General features: G+C 35.0%; 16 protein-coding genes. 8 read left to right on the top strand and 8 right to left on the bottom strand.

The features are described 5' to 3' along the window. Window positions 1–362: 362 nt before the first annotated feature. The gene (locus WH188_RS20280; protein WP_168126410.1) at window positions 363–941 is read left to right on the top strand and encodes a hypothetical protein; all 579 of its coding nucleotides are present in this window, start codon (window positions 363–365) and stop codon (window positions 939–941) included. Between the two features lie 33 nt (window positions 942–974). Here WH188_RS20280 and WH188_RS20285 read toward each other — a convergent pair whose 3' ends face one another. The 3 genes from WH188_RS20285 to WH188_RS20295 all read right to left on the bottom strand — a co-directional run bounded on the left by WH188_RS20285 (window position 975) and on the right by WH188_RS20295 (window position 3,666). After that, window positions 975–2,861: a PAS domain S-box protein gene (locus WH188_RS20285; protein ID WP_132767796.1), complete on the bottom strand. Its 1,887-nt coding sequence runs from the start codon at window positions 2,859–2,861 to the stop codon at window positions 975–977. Between the two features lie 99 nt (window positions 2,862–2,960). Further along, on the bottom strand, window positions 2,961–3,146 hold the full coding sequence (locus tag WH188_RS20290; protein ID WP_021188383.1) for a hypothetical protein: 186 nt from the start codon (window positions 3,144–3,146) through the stop codon (window positions 2,961–2,963). A 259-nt stretch (window positions 3,147–3,405) separates the two neighbouring features. Continuing rightward, window positions 3,406–3,666 (bottom strand): SemiSWEET transporter, encoded by a 261-nt coding sequence (locus WH188_RS20295; RefSeq protein WP_206368250.1) that lies wholly within the window; start codon window positions 3,664–3,666, stop codon window positions 3,406–3,408. Between the two features lie 589 nt (window positions 3,667–4,255). Here WH188_RS20295 and WH188_RS20300 point away from each other — a divergent pair. Continuing rightward, on the top strand, window positions 4,256–5,032 hold the full coding sequence (locus WH188_RS20300) for a tryptophan-rich sensory protein (RefSeq protein WP_168126411.1): 777 nt from the start codon (window positions 4,256–4,258) through the stop codon (window positions 5,030–5,032). Window positions 5,033–5,061: 29 nt separating this feature from the next. Here WH188_RS20300 and WH188_RS20305 read toward each other — a convergent pair whose 3' ends face one another. Beyond that, window positions 5,062–5,784 (bottom strand): MBL fold metallo-hydrolase, encoded by a 723-nt coding sequence (locus WH188_RS20305; RefSeq protein ID WP_132767800.1) that lies wholly within the window; start codon window positions 5,782–5,784, stop codon window positions 5,062–5,064. 238 nt (window positions 5,785–6,022) lie between these two features. On the opposite strand from WH188_RS20305, the gene WH188_RS20310 reads away from it, so the two are divergent. Beyond that, complete coding sequence (locus WH188_RS20310) at window positions 6,023–6,892, top strand: DMT family transporter (protein ID WP_168126412.1); 870 nt, start codon at window positions 6,023–6,025, stop codon at window positions 6,890–6,892. A gap of 105 nt (window positions 6,893–6,997) precedes the next feature. On the opposite strand, the gene WH188_RS20315 is transcribed toward WH188_RS20310, so the two are convergent. Further along, window positions 6,998–7,213, bottom strand: coding sequence for a hypothetical protein (locus tag WH188_RS20315; protein WP_021188379.1), 216 nt, complete (start codon window positions 7,211–7,213; stop codon window positions 6,998–7,000). A 57-nt stretch (window positions 7,214–7,270) separates the two neighbouring features. After that, entirely contained in the window at window positions 7,271–7,750 is a 480-nt protein-coding gene (locus WH188_RS20320) for a hypothetical protein (RefSeq protein ID WP_132840216.1), read from the bottom strand. A 257-nt stretch (window positions 7,751–8,007) separates the two neighbouring features. Between WH188_RS20320 and WH188_RS20325 the strand changes: the two genes are divergently transcribed. From WH188_RS20325 to WH188_RS20335, 3 genes are all read left to right on the top strand, one after another. After that, window positions 8,008–8,529 (top strand): YciE/YciF ferroxidase family protein, encoded by a 522-nt coding sequence (locus WH188_RS20325; RefSeq protein ID WP_206368252.1) that lies wholly within the window; start codon window positions 8,008–8,010, stop codon window positions 8,527–8,529. Between the two features lie 65 nt (window positions 8,530–8,594). Further along, a complete protein-coding gene (locus WH188_RS20330; protein ID WP_021188375.1) occupies window positions 8,595–8,747 on the top strand; it encodes a lmo0937 family membrane protein in 153 nt (50 codons plus the stop codon). Window positions 8,748–8,783: 36 nt separating this feature from the next. Further along, entirely contained in the window at window positions 8,784–8,984 is a 201-nt protein-coding gene (locus WH188_RS20335) for a hypothetical protein (RefSeq protein ID WP_132767806.1), read from the top strand. Between the two features lie 246 nt (window positions 8,985–9,230). Here WH188_RS20335 and WH188_RS20340 read toward each other — a convergent pair whose 3' ends face one another. Beyond that, the gene (locus tag WH188_RS20340; protein WP_021188372.1) at window positions 9,231–9,425 is read right to left on the bottom strand and encodes a cold-shock protein; all 195 of its coding nucleotides are present in this window, start codon (window positions 9,423–9,425) and stop codon (window positions 9,231–9,233) included. A 592-nt stretch (window positions 9,426–10,017) separates the two neighbouring features. Between WH188_RS20340 and WH188_RS20345 the strand changes: the two genes are divergently transcribed. Together WH188_RS20345 and WH188_RS20350 are read left to right on the top strand one after the other, a co-directional pair. After that, on the top strand, window positions 10,018–11,457 hold the full coding sequence (locus tag WH188_RS20345) for an SDR family oxidoreductase (protein WP_132767808.1): 1,440 nt from the start codon (window positions 10,018–10,020) through the stop codon (window positions 11,455–11,457). 69 nt (window positions 11,458–11,526) lie between these two features. Continuing rightward, window positions 11,527–12,609: an NAD(P)H-dependent flavin oxidoreductase gene (locus WH188_RS20350; RefSeq protein ID WP_168126415.1), complete on the top strand. Its 1,083-nt coding sequence runs from the start codon at window positions 11,527–11,529 to the stop codon at window positions 12,607–12,609. 51 nt (window positions 12,610–12,660) lie between these two features. Here WH188_RS20350 and WH188_RS20355 read toward each other — a convergent pair whose 3' ends face one another. After that, the gene (locus tag WH188_RS20355) at window positions 12,661–14,826 is read right to left on the bottom strand and encodes an ATP-binding protein (protein WP_168126416.1); all 2,166 of its coding nucleotides are present in this window, start codon (window positions 14,824–14,826) and stop codon (window positions 12,661–12,663) included. Between the last annotated feature and the right edge of the window lie 115 nt (window positions 14,827–14,941).

A 14,941-nucleotide genomic window follows, 5' to 3' on the forward strand; every position in this document is an offset into this window, starting at 1 on the left:
TAAAATCGGTGACTCACTAAAATCTTTTGTGAACTGTAATTGTATAACACATAAGCGCTTATAAAGTTGATTCTTATATTCCAGATAAAAAGAAATTATAAATTTTCTTCAAAAACCGAATAAAAAAGCAAACAACTTGAATTACAGATTTGTTCTATAATAACAACAAACTACTATGAAGTAAAATTTTTTATTTACCTAATCTCCTACATGTTATGCGATTCACTTCCTTATCCCGACCCTTACTTCTAGATCTCAAGTGCAGAGGATATAACTTATTGACGTCCTATAATTCTCTTGATTTATCTAACTCGACATGGCAACCTCTCCGGGTTCACAATGTACACGAATATCTTCTACAAATGAATTTTAATGGAAGTAATACTTATCTAAAAAAGCCGACCATTCTCGTAATAGATCAGATTTTAAAACACATAGATGATAATAAATTTGGTGGAGAAGTATTTGTAGAAGATGATCATTCGCAACGTTTGCAGCAGAAATGTAGACTATATGATCTTCGTTATCATTTCACAGCCAATCCAGAAATTTACGATTTTTCATTCGATCCACAACGGCTACTGATCCGGAATCATGCCTTACGTACGGGTGACCACGACATTTATTTTAAATACCTAGCGATGTACTATCAGGAGCATGTGACTTATGAAAGGCGGGATATAGAAGAACTGACCGAAACGCTAATGTGTCTGGATGCAAATCAAGCTGAAAAATGGTTTAAAAAGCATCATGTAACCGTTATGGAATCAGATATTTGGATATGCGACGAAGATGCTATTCTGAAAGTACTTGCTGTGAAAGAGCATGACCATCATTGGGGAATTTTAGATGATACAGAGGAAATGATCTATAATCTAATTAACCCGCAAGAACTCGTGTTATTACGTGATATTTTCTGGATAGATCCCAGGATAATTTAATGACTAATTGGACGTTTCTATTTATGTTTATTCCTAGCTAGGGATTGGATCACCGATCTCATCAAGTGAAAAGTAGAAGGTCGTTCCAGATCCTTTCTCGCTTTCTACTTCAATTGCTGAATCATGATAACGCAGGATCTCAGAAACAATGTAAAGCCCGATGCCGAACCCTGATATGTGTGCAATTTCATCATTATCAACTCTGTAGAAACGGTTAAATAACTTTTCTTGATCTTCTTTAGCAATTCCGATACCTTCGTCACTAACAAACAATTTGACTTTCCCGTCTTTTTTCTCACAACCAATCGTGATGGTACCACCGGCAGGTGAATATTTTATTGCATTTGAAATCAAATTGGTAAAGACCTGTGCTATTTTATCATGATCTGCAAAGATTGTAATTGGTTCTGCGCAGGCAAACTTAATTTTATGCTTAGATATCATCAATTGCGCTTCCTCTCGCACTTCCTCAAATAAAGATAGAAGTGTTATGGACTCTTTATTTATTTGCAATTGATCTTCTTCAATCCTGGCGAGGCTGAGGAAATCCCGTATCATGGCAATCATTTTTTTAGATTGGGTTTCAATTTTGTTACTCATCTGTTTACCCAGATCATTTTTATTGTCCTGGTAATTTTTCTGCATGATCTGAGTAAATAATAAAATGGAGGTAAGCGGAGTTTTCAGTTCATGGCTCACCATGGAGATAAAATCATTTTTCCTCCTTTCTTCCTGTTTTTTTTCAGAAATATCCCTAGCAATTTTTGAAACTCCTATTATTTGACCAGCACTATCCCTGATGGGTGATATGGTTAGAGATACGTCCAGCAGCTGTCCCGTTTTAGAGATACGAATAGTCTCAAAGTGTTTTAATGATTGACCAGCTCGTAATTTCGCAAGGATATGATCCTCTTCACTTTTGCGGTTTTCAGGAATTAACTTCAAAATAGGCTGACCGATTATTTCACCAGCTTTAAACCCAAATAATTCTTCTGCTGCAGCGTTCCAGCTTGTTACGATGCCTTCTAAAGTTTTACTGACAATGGCGTCATTGGAAGAATTAACAATTGCCGCCAGTTCAGCATTTTTAGTTTCCGAATTTTTAAGTTCAGTAATATCAAGTACCGAACCAATAATTCTATGCATCTTATTTGTATTATCCATATAGGTAGCTCCTTGAACGCGTATCCATATGGTACTATTTTTATCGCTCTTTAATACCCGGCATAGAAAATCAAAGTGTGAATTGGAACTGCTTTCTTTTAGCTTTTGTATTATAAAGTTAACGTTATTTTGATCCTCTGGGTGAAGGAGCTCTAAAATGTGGTGGTAGTTAAGGTCATTGAGGTGTAGCCCAAGAATTTTTTCGGCTTGTTTAGAAATATAGAGTTTGTTTTCTTCAAAATCCCAGTCCCAAGTGCCTAGATCAGTGGCCTCAATGGCCAGTCTAAGTCGTTCTTCACTCTCTTCCAGTAAAGTCATGAGCTTGTTTTTCCTTTTTTCTTCTTCAACCAGCGGCGTTACATCTTTTGTAAAACAGCGCGAATGTATAAACTTTCCATCTTTGAAAAGTACATTTGAACTGATTACAACATACTTAATAGAACCATTTTTACATTTCAATCTTGCAGGAAAATCCCGTATGGTTTCTTTGGCGGTAAGGCGGTTAAGAATTTCTTCGATTACTGCTGCATCCTTATGGAAATCACTGATCGGATGGCCAATATATTCTTCTTTGTCATAACCCAGTAGATCTAATTCTGCTTGGTTTGCCCAAATAATAATCCCGCTCTCATCCACCCAATGTAATGGGACAGAACCATTTTCAATAAAGTCGGAGAGTTCAGCAACGCGATTTCTAAGTTCATTATTTTCCTTTTCCAGAATTGCTAAATTATCAGATATATCAATCTTATTCATGCTGTACGTCTCTTTTTGTATTTAAAGATAAAGAATAACTGCACAATTATGTACTAATAGTCATATAAATTAGCAATTAAGGAAGTTTTTGGAATTGCATTACGCTTCGTCCTTGGTGTTTTTAACCAAGCCTATTCCAGAGAAGAAAAAGATTAGTCCAATAATTCCGACTACGATGAGCGTCGTATAAGCCGTACTCTTATTAACCAATTCATAGCCCGTATAAATCATTCCTACAACACCTAATAGCGTCAGTATCGTTCCGAAAATTCGTTTTACATTCATCTTTTTTTATTATAAGTGATTTTTTTTGAAATTTTATCTTACCAACATCATACTTCCACTCAGAATAGTAAACTGTTATGGATAGCAATTAAGATTACCCTTATTCGGTTGCTGTCTTTTGGTTGCTAGTCATGGTTTTTGTTTCGTATTGGTTTTGATGCATTTCTTATACAACAACTGATAAAGCAAAAGGTTCGAGTTTTAGAGATTAGTAAAAAAGTAAATAGGTAATAAGGAGAGAAGATCCTAGTTGCTATACTTATTTGTCCTTAAATCTCAGGTAATAACTCAGTAAAAACAAATTGACTAGGACAGCAAAAGCGTTTGAAATAATAATCGGTAATTCATTCTTTATTATTCCATACCACACCCATAAGGATAAGCCCGTTATCAGAATAATGATCATGGGCAAAGAAAGGTCTTCAACGGTTTTTTCCTTAATCACTTTTAAAAGCTGAGGCAACATGGATATTGATGTTAAAATTCCGGCAGTGATTCCGATTAAATTTTCTAGGATCATAATTTTTATTTTTATAAAGTGCGTGAATATCCATTTTCTTTATGTTCGCTTTCGTATTTGTACCGTATGTTTAAATTAAATACGGGTTTTAGGACGCATTGTTGAAAATAAGAAGTAATAGTTATTAATTTTGATATTCGGTTCATCACCGTGCTATTAATTTGGTATATAAAAGGGTCTCAGCTTTGAACAGGCTGTGACCCTATTTTTTTGGCGAAACTATCTTGCTATAGAAATATGATGGTTTTCAAAAAGATTTACCAGGTAGAGCAACGTGTAAAAGTTATGTTTTACTTAAAATAAAATTCATGCTTCTCAGTGAGAATTATACAATTGACTAGAATTGCTTACGCTATCTTTCTGCACTAGGCAAAGTCTCGAATTCATCGAAAATTTGAATACAAATTCATTTGATCCCATCTTAATTATATTTCTTTTATCACTTTAGAACCTTTTTAGGATCAAAAAAGTTCGATGAAGTTGAAATAAATTGGCAAAAGAAGCTTTGATCCCATGAGGTGTAAATTTTAACATATGAATGGCAAACGACTACGTTGTTTGATTGTTATTGAATTATAATCAACATACTATGAAAAATATTACCCTTGCGATTACTAATCTTGTGGCTTTATTAACTACGATCGTTATTAATTACTTATCAAATACCGGTTTCATAAATGGCAGAACAATGAAAACTGTTTCCGATGACTATCATAACTTTTTTACTCCCGCGTCGTTTGCTTTCTCTATCTGGGGACTGATTTATTTGCTTTTGATCGGTTTTGTTACGTATTCATTTTTCATATTGAAAGCAAAGAAAGAGAGCCAAATTATAGATCGGGTAGGAGCATGGTTTACGGTTTCATGCCTGTTAAATAGTATATGGGTTATTGCTTGGTTGACAGATTATATCGGAATTTCTGTATTATTGATGATTTTGTTACTGCTAACGTTATTGAAGATTGTTGTGAATGTTAACGTAGCACTGACTAATCCTCCATTTCGTATTGTCGCATTCGTTTGGTGGCCATTCTCGCTATATGCAGGGTGGATATCGGTTGCATTAATCGCAAACATAGCCGCTTATCTCGTTAAAATCGATTGGAATGGATGGAATATTTCACCGTTATACTGGACAATGATCATGGTAATTGTAGCGGGTATTGTTAATGTTTTTATGACCTGGAAGCGTAATATGCGCGAATATGCTTTAGTAGGAGTATGGGCATTAATAGCTGTAGCGGTTGCCAATAGAGATAACGGAACAGCTATCTTCCTTGTTAGCATGGGTACTGCAGCAGTTATTGCTACAAGTTGCTTGATTCATGGCATCAAAAACTTTCGCGGCTTTGGAAATGAAATTTAAACAGCAGGATTAAATGGTCAGCTTAAATTTTAGAACTCTAAGATAGCTCTTTTCATGTCGTGATACAGAAGCACTTTCCAATGCTGCGCTTTTGCAAGTTTTTCCCATTCAGTACGTTGCTCCATGGCTTTCTTACCATCGAAATCGCTCTTAAATGCAATTGGATATTTTAAATAGCCTGCTGTTGGGAGGTTATCAGCACCGTAGAAGGCAATGCTTTCTTTGTCGCGAATTAAAAACACCTGATGAAAGGGCGTATGGCCGCCTGTCACTTCAAAAGAAATTTCTGAGCATATAACACCTCTATCATCGTCCATCCAAACAATGGTGCCATTTTCGGTAATAAAATCCAAAATGTCAAAATCAAAAGAGGGATTATTGGTCTTACTTTTAGCAAAAAGATATTCTCTTTTCTGTATATAAATCTTTGCATCAGGAAAATTCAGAAACCATTCATTTCCTTGTGTATTGACTAAGCCAGCAATATGGTCTTTATGGAGATGTGACAATAAAATAGTTGTAATACATGAGGGATTGAAACCGAGGGCTAGTAGGTTATTAAGTATTACGGGAGATCCTTTATGATATCTCCCTAGCCCTGCATCCAGCAAAACAACATGATCCTCAACCTCAATTAGAAAAGGCTGGACAGCCATTTTAAGGCCTGTCGCGCTTGCTAATTCTTCCAAAGGAGTAAATACCTTGTTTTTGTCGACGCAGAAGTCACCATCTTTTAATACATGAATTTTCATATAACAGCAAAATACTTTTATTCAGGGATATTAGCAAGCAGAAAAATACTATATCTTGCTTATGTTTAATAAAAAAAAGTTATTTTTGAATCAATCATGAATAGAAAAAGTAGCCTTCCTCCTCCAATAGCGTAATGTCCTATTAAAATAGATTGACATACTTTCGGCTGATAAGCCGTGTGCATCAGTATGTCAAAAATTTAGATATTAACTATAAAAAAGAAATACGCTCATTTTCATGAAAAAATCATATTTACGCTTACACATTGCTGTTATATTAGCCGGTTTTACGGGAGTTTTTGGTAAATTAATATCCTTAAACGAGGGTTTATTAGTGTGGTACCGAGTACTTTTATCAGCAATTATATTGTTCTTTGTTTTAAAGTTCCTTAAAAAAGATATCAAGCAGTCGATGCCCGAAAAACTTACTGTAAGTTCTGTAGGCATGTTGATTACCATCCATTGGATATTTTTCTATGCCAGTATAAAATATGCAAACATATCAATCGGAGTGGTCTGTTACTGTTTGACAAGCTTATTTACAGCAATTTTCGAACCTCTGATCAACAAAAAACCTTTTTCAGTCCCACAGCTTTTATTAAGTTGCCTAACTTTATTAGGCATCAGTTTAATATTTCATTTTGATTCATCTTATCAGCTTGGGATATGGCTTGGAGTTATATCAGCCGCATTTGCAGCATTGTATACTGTATTTAATGAGCGGTTGGTAAAAAAGCATGATAGCATCGTCATCAATTACTATCAAATGGTAGGAGGGACAATCGGTTTGGGAATACTATTACCATTTTATCTCTATTTTTTTCCAGTGACAACGTTGCTTCCTTCTACAACAGATCTACTCTACCTATTATTGCTAGCCGCTTTTTGTACCGTCACGTTGTATGTCCTGTTTGCGGAAGTTTTACGGGTAATACCTGCCTTTACGGTTAATTTAAGCTTCAATTTAGAACCTATTTATTCCATAATCTTAGCATTTATATTTTTTAATGAGGGTAAAGAGGTCAATACTTCGTTTTATTTAGGTTGTGCTTTTGTTATGTTATCTGTTATCTTACAGAGTGTATTTTCAAAACCAAAGCAGGTCTAAAGGTAAGAGCCGATTGCAATTGATGTAATCGGCTCTATTGTTGTGTTTTAGATTATTTTGTAACCTTTTGTGTGTCGGGCTATTCAGCTCGGTAAAGGCAACAACTTATTCCTGTATTCTTTTGATGGCATCTGAAATATCAAGTTCAACGTTGTTGTCATCAAAAAATGCATCTGCTACATCAGCGGAAGAAATCATAAAATATTTTTCATTTTTAGAATTAATAAAAGTTGTTTTCACCACATTAGCTCCATCTATCAGCAGATTTTCACTAAATGTAGGAGTAAGGTCGTAAGTGTCTTCGTTTAAAATATACAACATCGCTATAATTTTTAAGTTTACTAGAATAATAAAAAGACTTTTCCAACATGAAGTTGCTTATGATCCTGTATGTGGCAATTTAATGTTTATCCACACCGGATATGGGAATTCTAATACATCAAGCGGTAATATATGATGGAGTATCAGGTGATCCTTTGCTAAGTAGTTATCTACATCATCTTCAGCAGGGATTGCAACAACCTTAAAAATGGCATCTTTATCTGTCGAATTAATATCCGATTGCAATAGGCGTACATTATAATCGATCAGCCATCTCGCCAATTCATCCTTTCCGAATCTTTTGAGATATAATAACTCCTTATCATAATTTAAGAGCTCTTCCTCTTCCTTATCAGGAAAAAAAGTATTGAGGAATTTAGCGTAAAGAGATTTATCCTTATTTCGTAATGTGTAATTTTTAATAATTAATCGCTGCGGACTATAATCAAAGCTAAAAGTTTTAGGTTGTTCTAGAGCCTCATAATACTCCTGATAGTTGATAAGTCGACCTTCCAAATTCATTTTTTCCTCTTCCATATATGTATTATTTTATAATTGTCATCTATAAAACAAATAGGACAAGAAGTGGTTTGCTTTTTTCTTATCAATTTTTCTTATATATTATTATTCTTAATAATACTTCGCTTTCAAAAGTCATTTGAAGACGAAGTATTAAATTTTTTATAACGAGATTTTTACCTAATATCTTCTTTTTTATACGCGTTCTATATTTCGTAATGAACTATTATCTGTCCCATAAGTTATTAGTGTAGTTTAAATTAAAACTTAAGATCATGGCTAAAAAAAACAAAGATGGCGAAATGCCAAATGCGCACTTACATGAATTATTTGTAGATGAGTTGAAAGATATTCTGGGTGCGGAAAAGCAACTGCTTAAAGGTTTAAAAAAGTTAGCAGACGGAGCTCATAGTGATAGTTTAAAAGAAGCATTTAAAACGCACTATAAACAGACAGAAGGGCAGATTGAAAGATTAAAAGCGGTATTCTCGAGTCTGGATATGACCGCTCGTGGTAAAAAATGTAAAGCGATGGAAGGCCTATTAAACGAGGCTGATGAAATTTTGGAAGAATTCCAGGATAGCCCTGAAGTACTGGATGCTGCTTTGATCGCCGCTGCACAAAAGGTGGAGCATTACGAGATTGCAACCTATGGTTGTCTTGTTACTTATGCGAAATTGATGGAACACAGTGAAGCAGAAGAACTGTTAGCGGCTACATTAGCGGAGGAAAAGGATACAGATGTATTATTGACTGAAATTGCAATGAGCGAAGCTAATCTCGGAGCAGCAAAATAAATTGATCAAGAACAGGCCGGTATATACTACCGGCTTCTTTATTTTAAATCTAATATTACTTTACTATGGGAAATATATTATACACAATCGCCGTAATTTTGATAATTATTTGGGCGATCAGTTTTTTTGGAGGATTTTTTACTGGTGGGATTATTCATATTCTATTAGTGATTGCCATCATCGTTATTTTATTGCGTGTTATCCGAGGGGGTGTTTAATCCCCCTTTATAGCTGAATTTTAGATTTTTAGTGCTATGAGAAAACCCGATATTTACAAGGAGTTAAATAATGGTAGACAATTTTTAGCTTGGATATTACATGATGATTCAAAAATTGTTGAAATCAGAAGCCCGGTTATAGTGGATGGCTTAATCGTAAATGTTGAAGTTGAGCGATATCATGAAAATAGAAAAATAGCGGTTTTAGAAATGGAGAATCTTTTAAATAAAGAATAGTAGCATTGGCTTTAAGTTGCTTATGCTCAGGTTTCTATCATAAATGTGCATTGCCGCTAGATGAATGAGGGCCAATTGAATACAGTTTTTTATGAGTTTGTAGAGGTTTCGCAGGATAAGCATATGAGATATGCACCATACTATTTGTGGGTGGGAGTGGTTATTGTAAAAAATGTAGTTAATTAGCATAATTGCTAATCACTACATCAGAAATAGAGAGAATTACAATATAATTCCCCAATTCTTTTATCTTGCTACGCGTACATTGAATGCGTTAACACCTTTTTGACCGTTTTCTACTTCATAAGTAACACGCTCGTTTTCACGGATGTCATCTAGTAAACCTGTTGAATGTACAAATACATCTTGACCACCATTTGATGGTGTAATAAAACCGAAACCTTTGGTAACGTTAAAGAATTTTACTGTTCCTTCTTGCATTATATTATAGTTTTTATTAAAAATTATTTAATTCTGTGCCACCCTTCATGTCATAAGATATAACTTGATAACTTGCGGAAGTCGATCGATCTGCTAGCAAGAAAAGGATGTATGTATTAGTAAAGGTTGATTGGAATCAAGCTCTACAGAGTACTGCGCACTTTTTATGAATAACAAAAATCGGCAAGTGATGTGGTGAATGATCACGTAAGGTACTTACTGGGACTAAATAACCACTACAATGCCCGATACTATCTCAAATATAAATATAAATAAACTATAATCAAATTATTTTTTCAAAAGTTATCAGTTTTTATTTAAGGTAAAATTGAAAAATACATAAATTAAATAGCAGAAGACTTACTTTTACCGATACAAATTGTTATTATCTTTACTTGGCGGAATGGAAATGTGAACGTACATTACTCCATGTTTTAGATGTCCAGTACAAGATCTATCATGTACATGGGGCATGGATAATACTTATTGACGTTGTATTTAACGGGCTGACTCTTGAACGATCACAGGACGCTTGAAGATAATTCTATTACGAAGTGGTGGATTATATGTTTCTTAATGAAAATCTTTACTGATGAAAATACTATTGACAGGAGCCACGGGTTATATTGCTCAACGCTTACTTCCAGTCTTGCTTGACAAAAAACATCAAGTTGTATGCTGTGTTCGTGATGTGAATCGCTTTGATAGGAGCAAATATGAAGGTTTTGATTTTGAACTGATAGAGGTCGACTTTTTGAAGAATGATTTTTTGGATCAAATTCCGCAGGATATTGATGTCGCTTACTATCTGATGCATTCGATGTCATCCTCAGAAAACGATTTTACAGAGGCCGAACTTACTGTAGCTGCTAATTTTAAAGCAAGTATCGAACAAACAAATATTAAACAAGTTATTTTTTTAAGTGGTATTGTTAATAGCAAAGAGCTTTCAAAACACCTGCAATCACGTTTAAATGTTGAAGAACGTTTACAATCGCACCATTATGCTTTAACTACTTTAAGAGCTGGAATTATCGTAGGGTCGGGTAGTGCGAGTTTCGAGATCATAAGAGACTTGGTCGAGAAGCTACCGGTTATGATTGCTCCGAAATGGTTAAAAACAAGGTGCCAGCCAATTGGCATTCGTGATGTCCTCTCATTTTTAGAAGGAGTGCTTATGAAGGAATTTACCTTTAATAGAACCTATGATATCGGTGGGCCTGATGTAATGACATATAAGGACATGCTACTCCGTTTCGCACAAGTGCGAAAACTTAAACGCTGGATCATTACCGTTCCTGTCATGACACCCAAGTTATCTTCTTATTGGCTATATTTTGTTACCTCTACTTCGTTTCCATTAGCCAGTAGTTTAGTTGAGAGTATGCGGGTAGATGTAATAGCAAAACCTAATGATCTACAGGAAAAAATTAATGTAAAACCTATGCGTTATGAACAAGCTATTGAATTGGCCTTTGGTAAGATCGAACAAAATCAAGTCATATCGAGCTGGCGAGATGCACTGAATATAGAAAGGTATCCCAACAGCTTTGTTAAACTTATTGAAGTTCCGCAAGACGGGTGTTTTAAAGATGTCAGATCAATGAAAGTGGATGATGTGGATCTTGCCTTGCGTAATATTTGGTCAATAGGAGGGAAAACAGGATGGTATTATGCAGATTGGTTATGGGGTATTCGTGGATTTTTGGATAAACTGGTTGGCGGGGTTGGTTTACAAAGAGGAAGAACAAATTCAGATACGTTGTCTACAGGCAGTGTCATTGATTTTTGGAGAGTAATTCTTGCAGATAAAAAAGAACGTAGACTACTGTTATATGCCGAAATGAAATTGCCAGGAGAGGCCTGGTTAGAATTTAAGATTGATCAAGATGATACGTTTACCCAAACAGCAACATTCCGGCCACTGGGTATATCCGGTAGATTGTACTGGTACTCTGTTTTGCCTTTCCATGCTTTCATTTTTAAGGGTATGATGCAAAACATAGCAAAAAAAACGACTAAAAAGATGTAAAATTATGCTTTATATTTGTTTATGAACTTCTTAAATAAGATGTAAAGCTGGAATTTAACACCCCATATCATGAACTGGAAAAATAATATAACCAAACTATTAGACGTTGAGTATCCCATTATACAAGCACCAATGTTTGGTGTTACAACTCCAGCAATGGTAGCTGCGGCGACTAATGCAGATTGCTTAGGTACTCTTGCCCTGGGCGACCTGCCTGCTGAAAAATGTATTGAACATATTCGCGCAACAAAGCAGTTGACAAAAAATAACTTTGCGGTGAATATTTTTGTAAATGATATACCTGAACTGACGGATACGTTAAGAGAAAAATATACTGAAACCAAAGATTTTATTGAAAATATTGCACGTGAACACCATCTCGATGTTCATCTGCCCAGCATTGAAGAAATACAGATCAATAGCTATCATGACCAAATTGATGCTCTTATTGCGGAAAAATGTAGGTTTGTAAGTTTCACTTTTGGTAATCTTGACGAACCAAGTATTTATAAGTTAAAAAATAATGGCACCCTGCTTCTGGGAACCTGTACATCTGTTAGTGAAGCGGTTATTTTAGAAAAATCTGGAGTTGATATTGTTTGTGTGCAGGGACTTGAGGCTGGCGGACATCGGGGTAGTTTTAGTCGCGATGACATACCTGCCATAGGAGGTTTATCTTTGTTACCTCAAGTTTATGATAGCGTCAATATACCGATTATTTATGCAGGCGGTATCTACAATGCCAAGACCTTACTGGCTACGCAACTCCTGGGAGCACAAGGATTTCAACTCGGAAGCCTCCTCTTGGGATCTTCAGAAAGTGCGTTAGAACAATTTGAAAAACAGCGTTTAAGGGATGTCGATGAAACAGCTATTGCGCTTACTAAAAGTTTTTCGGGACGTTATGCACGAGGTATCAAAAATGTTTTTACAAATCTAGTAGATGAAGGACATATATTGCCTTATCCTTATCAGAATAAGTTAACCGGCGAACTGAGAAGAGTCGCAAAAGCGAACAATAATAGCCAGTTTGTTAGTATTTGGACAGGTCAATCTAATAATGGGTATAGTGGGAAATCTACAGCTGAAATTATTAAAAAGCTGATCACAGAAGTGGAGAATTTGTATAGCATTAAAGAGGATAGAAAATAAGGAGCTACGATTTCTGATCGTGTTCCTTAAAGATCAAGACAGAAGAATACATTATTCAGCATTCTCAAATATAATCTCAAATGTTGTTCCTTTTCCTACAGCACTTTCAACTCGAATATCCGCTCCTAATCGATCAATAATTCTTTTTACAATAGAAAGTCCGATTCCAGAACCATCATATCCTGAGGAGTTTGAAAGTCTTTGAAAGATATCAAAAATATTATTTTCTTTCTGAAGATCCATTCCAATACCGTTATCTACAATAAAGTAGGTTACCATCGTTCCAGATTGTGTACTGTATACTTCAACTTTTGGATTTTCTTGCTTGCTGCTGTACTTAACCGCATTTCCGATAATATTTAAAAAAAGTTGATAGATCAGAGTTCGCTCGCCTCTTATAGGAATAATTTCACCCATTTTAAAATCCAGACCATCAACACCGTATTGATTTTTCGCAATCTCAGTAATGGAAATGATATTGCTTTTTGGATCCAAGATTTCAAGGTTTAATGCAACCGAATTCGATTTAGATAATTCATGAACCTTATCGATCATTTCGGTAATAAGCGCTGATGCATCTAATATATTGTTCGCCAGTTTAAGTAAAAGCTCCCTTGGAATATCATTTTTCATCAATAACATCTGTGCTCCCAGTTTGATGGATGACAACGGATTTTTAAGGTCGTGTGTCAGAGTATAGCTGAAAGTATCGAGCGCATTATTAGAACGGACAAGATCTTTGTTAAGTTGTTCTATTTCGGCATTCCTTTTGGCAATTGCTTGTTGAATAAGGAAAACAATGCGCTCTAAGAATGATATCTCGATCTTAAGCCATGGTGAGGATGTATTGCCGGTTATTTGTTTCCATGCATCAAAAGAAGTTCTTGGAGAAGGAAAGCTTATTTTTTTTGTTGCATCGTACTGAAGATACTTTTCAGGTTTTCCAGCCCATATCTCTTCTATTAAGCGCTCTTTGCGGAACAGGTATATTTTCCAATCTGATTGTGGTAATATCTCTGCAGCCATCACGCCCGGAAGTTGGTTTATACCACTGCTGAATTTATATTGATTGCTGGAAATTATTCCAATGTCATTTTTTATGAAATTATGGATTTCCTGCAACTGATTTCTGTCGGGAATTATGCCGAAAGATTTTTCATTTTTAGCATATTTTAAATACAGTCCATCAGCATTCATGATGTGCATGATCTTCTCGCCAAACCTTTCAAGAACATCATGTGTATCTCTGTTTATTAAAAGATCACCTTTTAGATCTTTCTCTAGAATATGCATTGTATTCTGCAATTCTATATCTTTTTTTAATAAATTAGAAATATGATGATTCGTAGCAAATTGGGTCAAAAAAGTACAAAGATGCCTCTGGGCAAGATCCACATGTAGCGGTGTATTATTCTGACAGGTAACCAGTCCCCATAATTTGCCATCTTTTATAATAGAGAAGCTTGCACTAGCGCTAACTTTAGAATTTCTTAAATATTGGAGATGGATGGGAGATAGCGCTCTAATGCTTGTTTTTGTTAAATCGATATCCGCGCGATCATTACTGATGATTTTATGTGTAGCTCCATCTATATCTGCAGTATGTCTGGCAAGAAAGATGGTGTACAATTCGCGGGCCTGCTTGGGTATATCAAATTCAGGATAGCGATAGCCTAACAGTGAATGTATGTTTTCCGATTTTGATTCTGCAATAACCTTCCCACTGCTGTCTTCCAAAAATTGATAGACCATTACCCGGTCATAATTAATAATCTGGCGTATGATATTCGTAAGCGATTTCCAGATATCTGTTTTATTCTCTTCTAAATATTTAGCATAATAATACAATCGATTAGGTTTTAACAGATTTTTATTGCAAATCTCCGCTTCCACATAGGTATGATCATTATAGCGATAAATACTTAAATCATAATTTTCATTATTGATGATTATTTTTTCTGTAAATCTGTAAAAAATAGAGGTATTGAAACTATCTTCTACGGTTTCAAAGACTAATTTGTCATTGCCCGTTAAAGCAGCTAGAATGATATCGATATTAAGATCTAAATATTTTTCTAAAGGAGTATTAGACAGTAAAGTAACATTCTCACTAGCAGCTATGCATCTTTTATTGTTATTGAATACAAATAGAAAACCGAGATCCTGGATCAGACCACATAGTGTAATTTTCTCATCTTCACAATCTAAAAATTCCATAAGAGCTATTAAAAACGTTCAATAATATATTATTGTTATTTTGATGTAATATCGAGGAGGAATTAGATTTTTTTACAAGCTTATTCTTTCAGAATATTATTTCAATCAGAAACAG

The organism is Sphingobacterium sp. MYb388 (genome assembly GCF_037479535.1).
Lineage (GTDB): Bacteria > Bacteroidota > Bacteroidia > Sphingobacteriales > Sphingobacteriaceae > Sphingobacterium > Sphingobacterium anhuiense.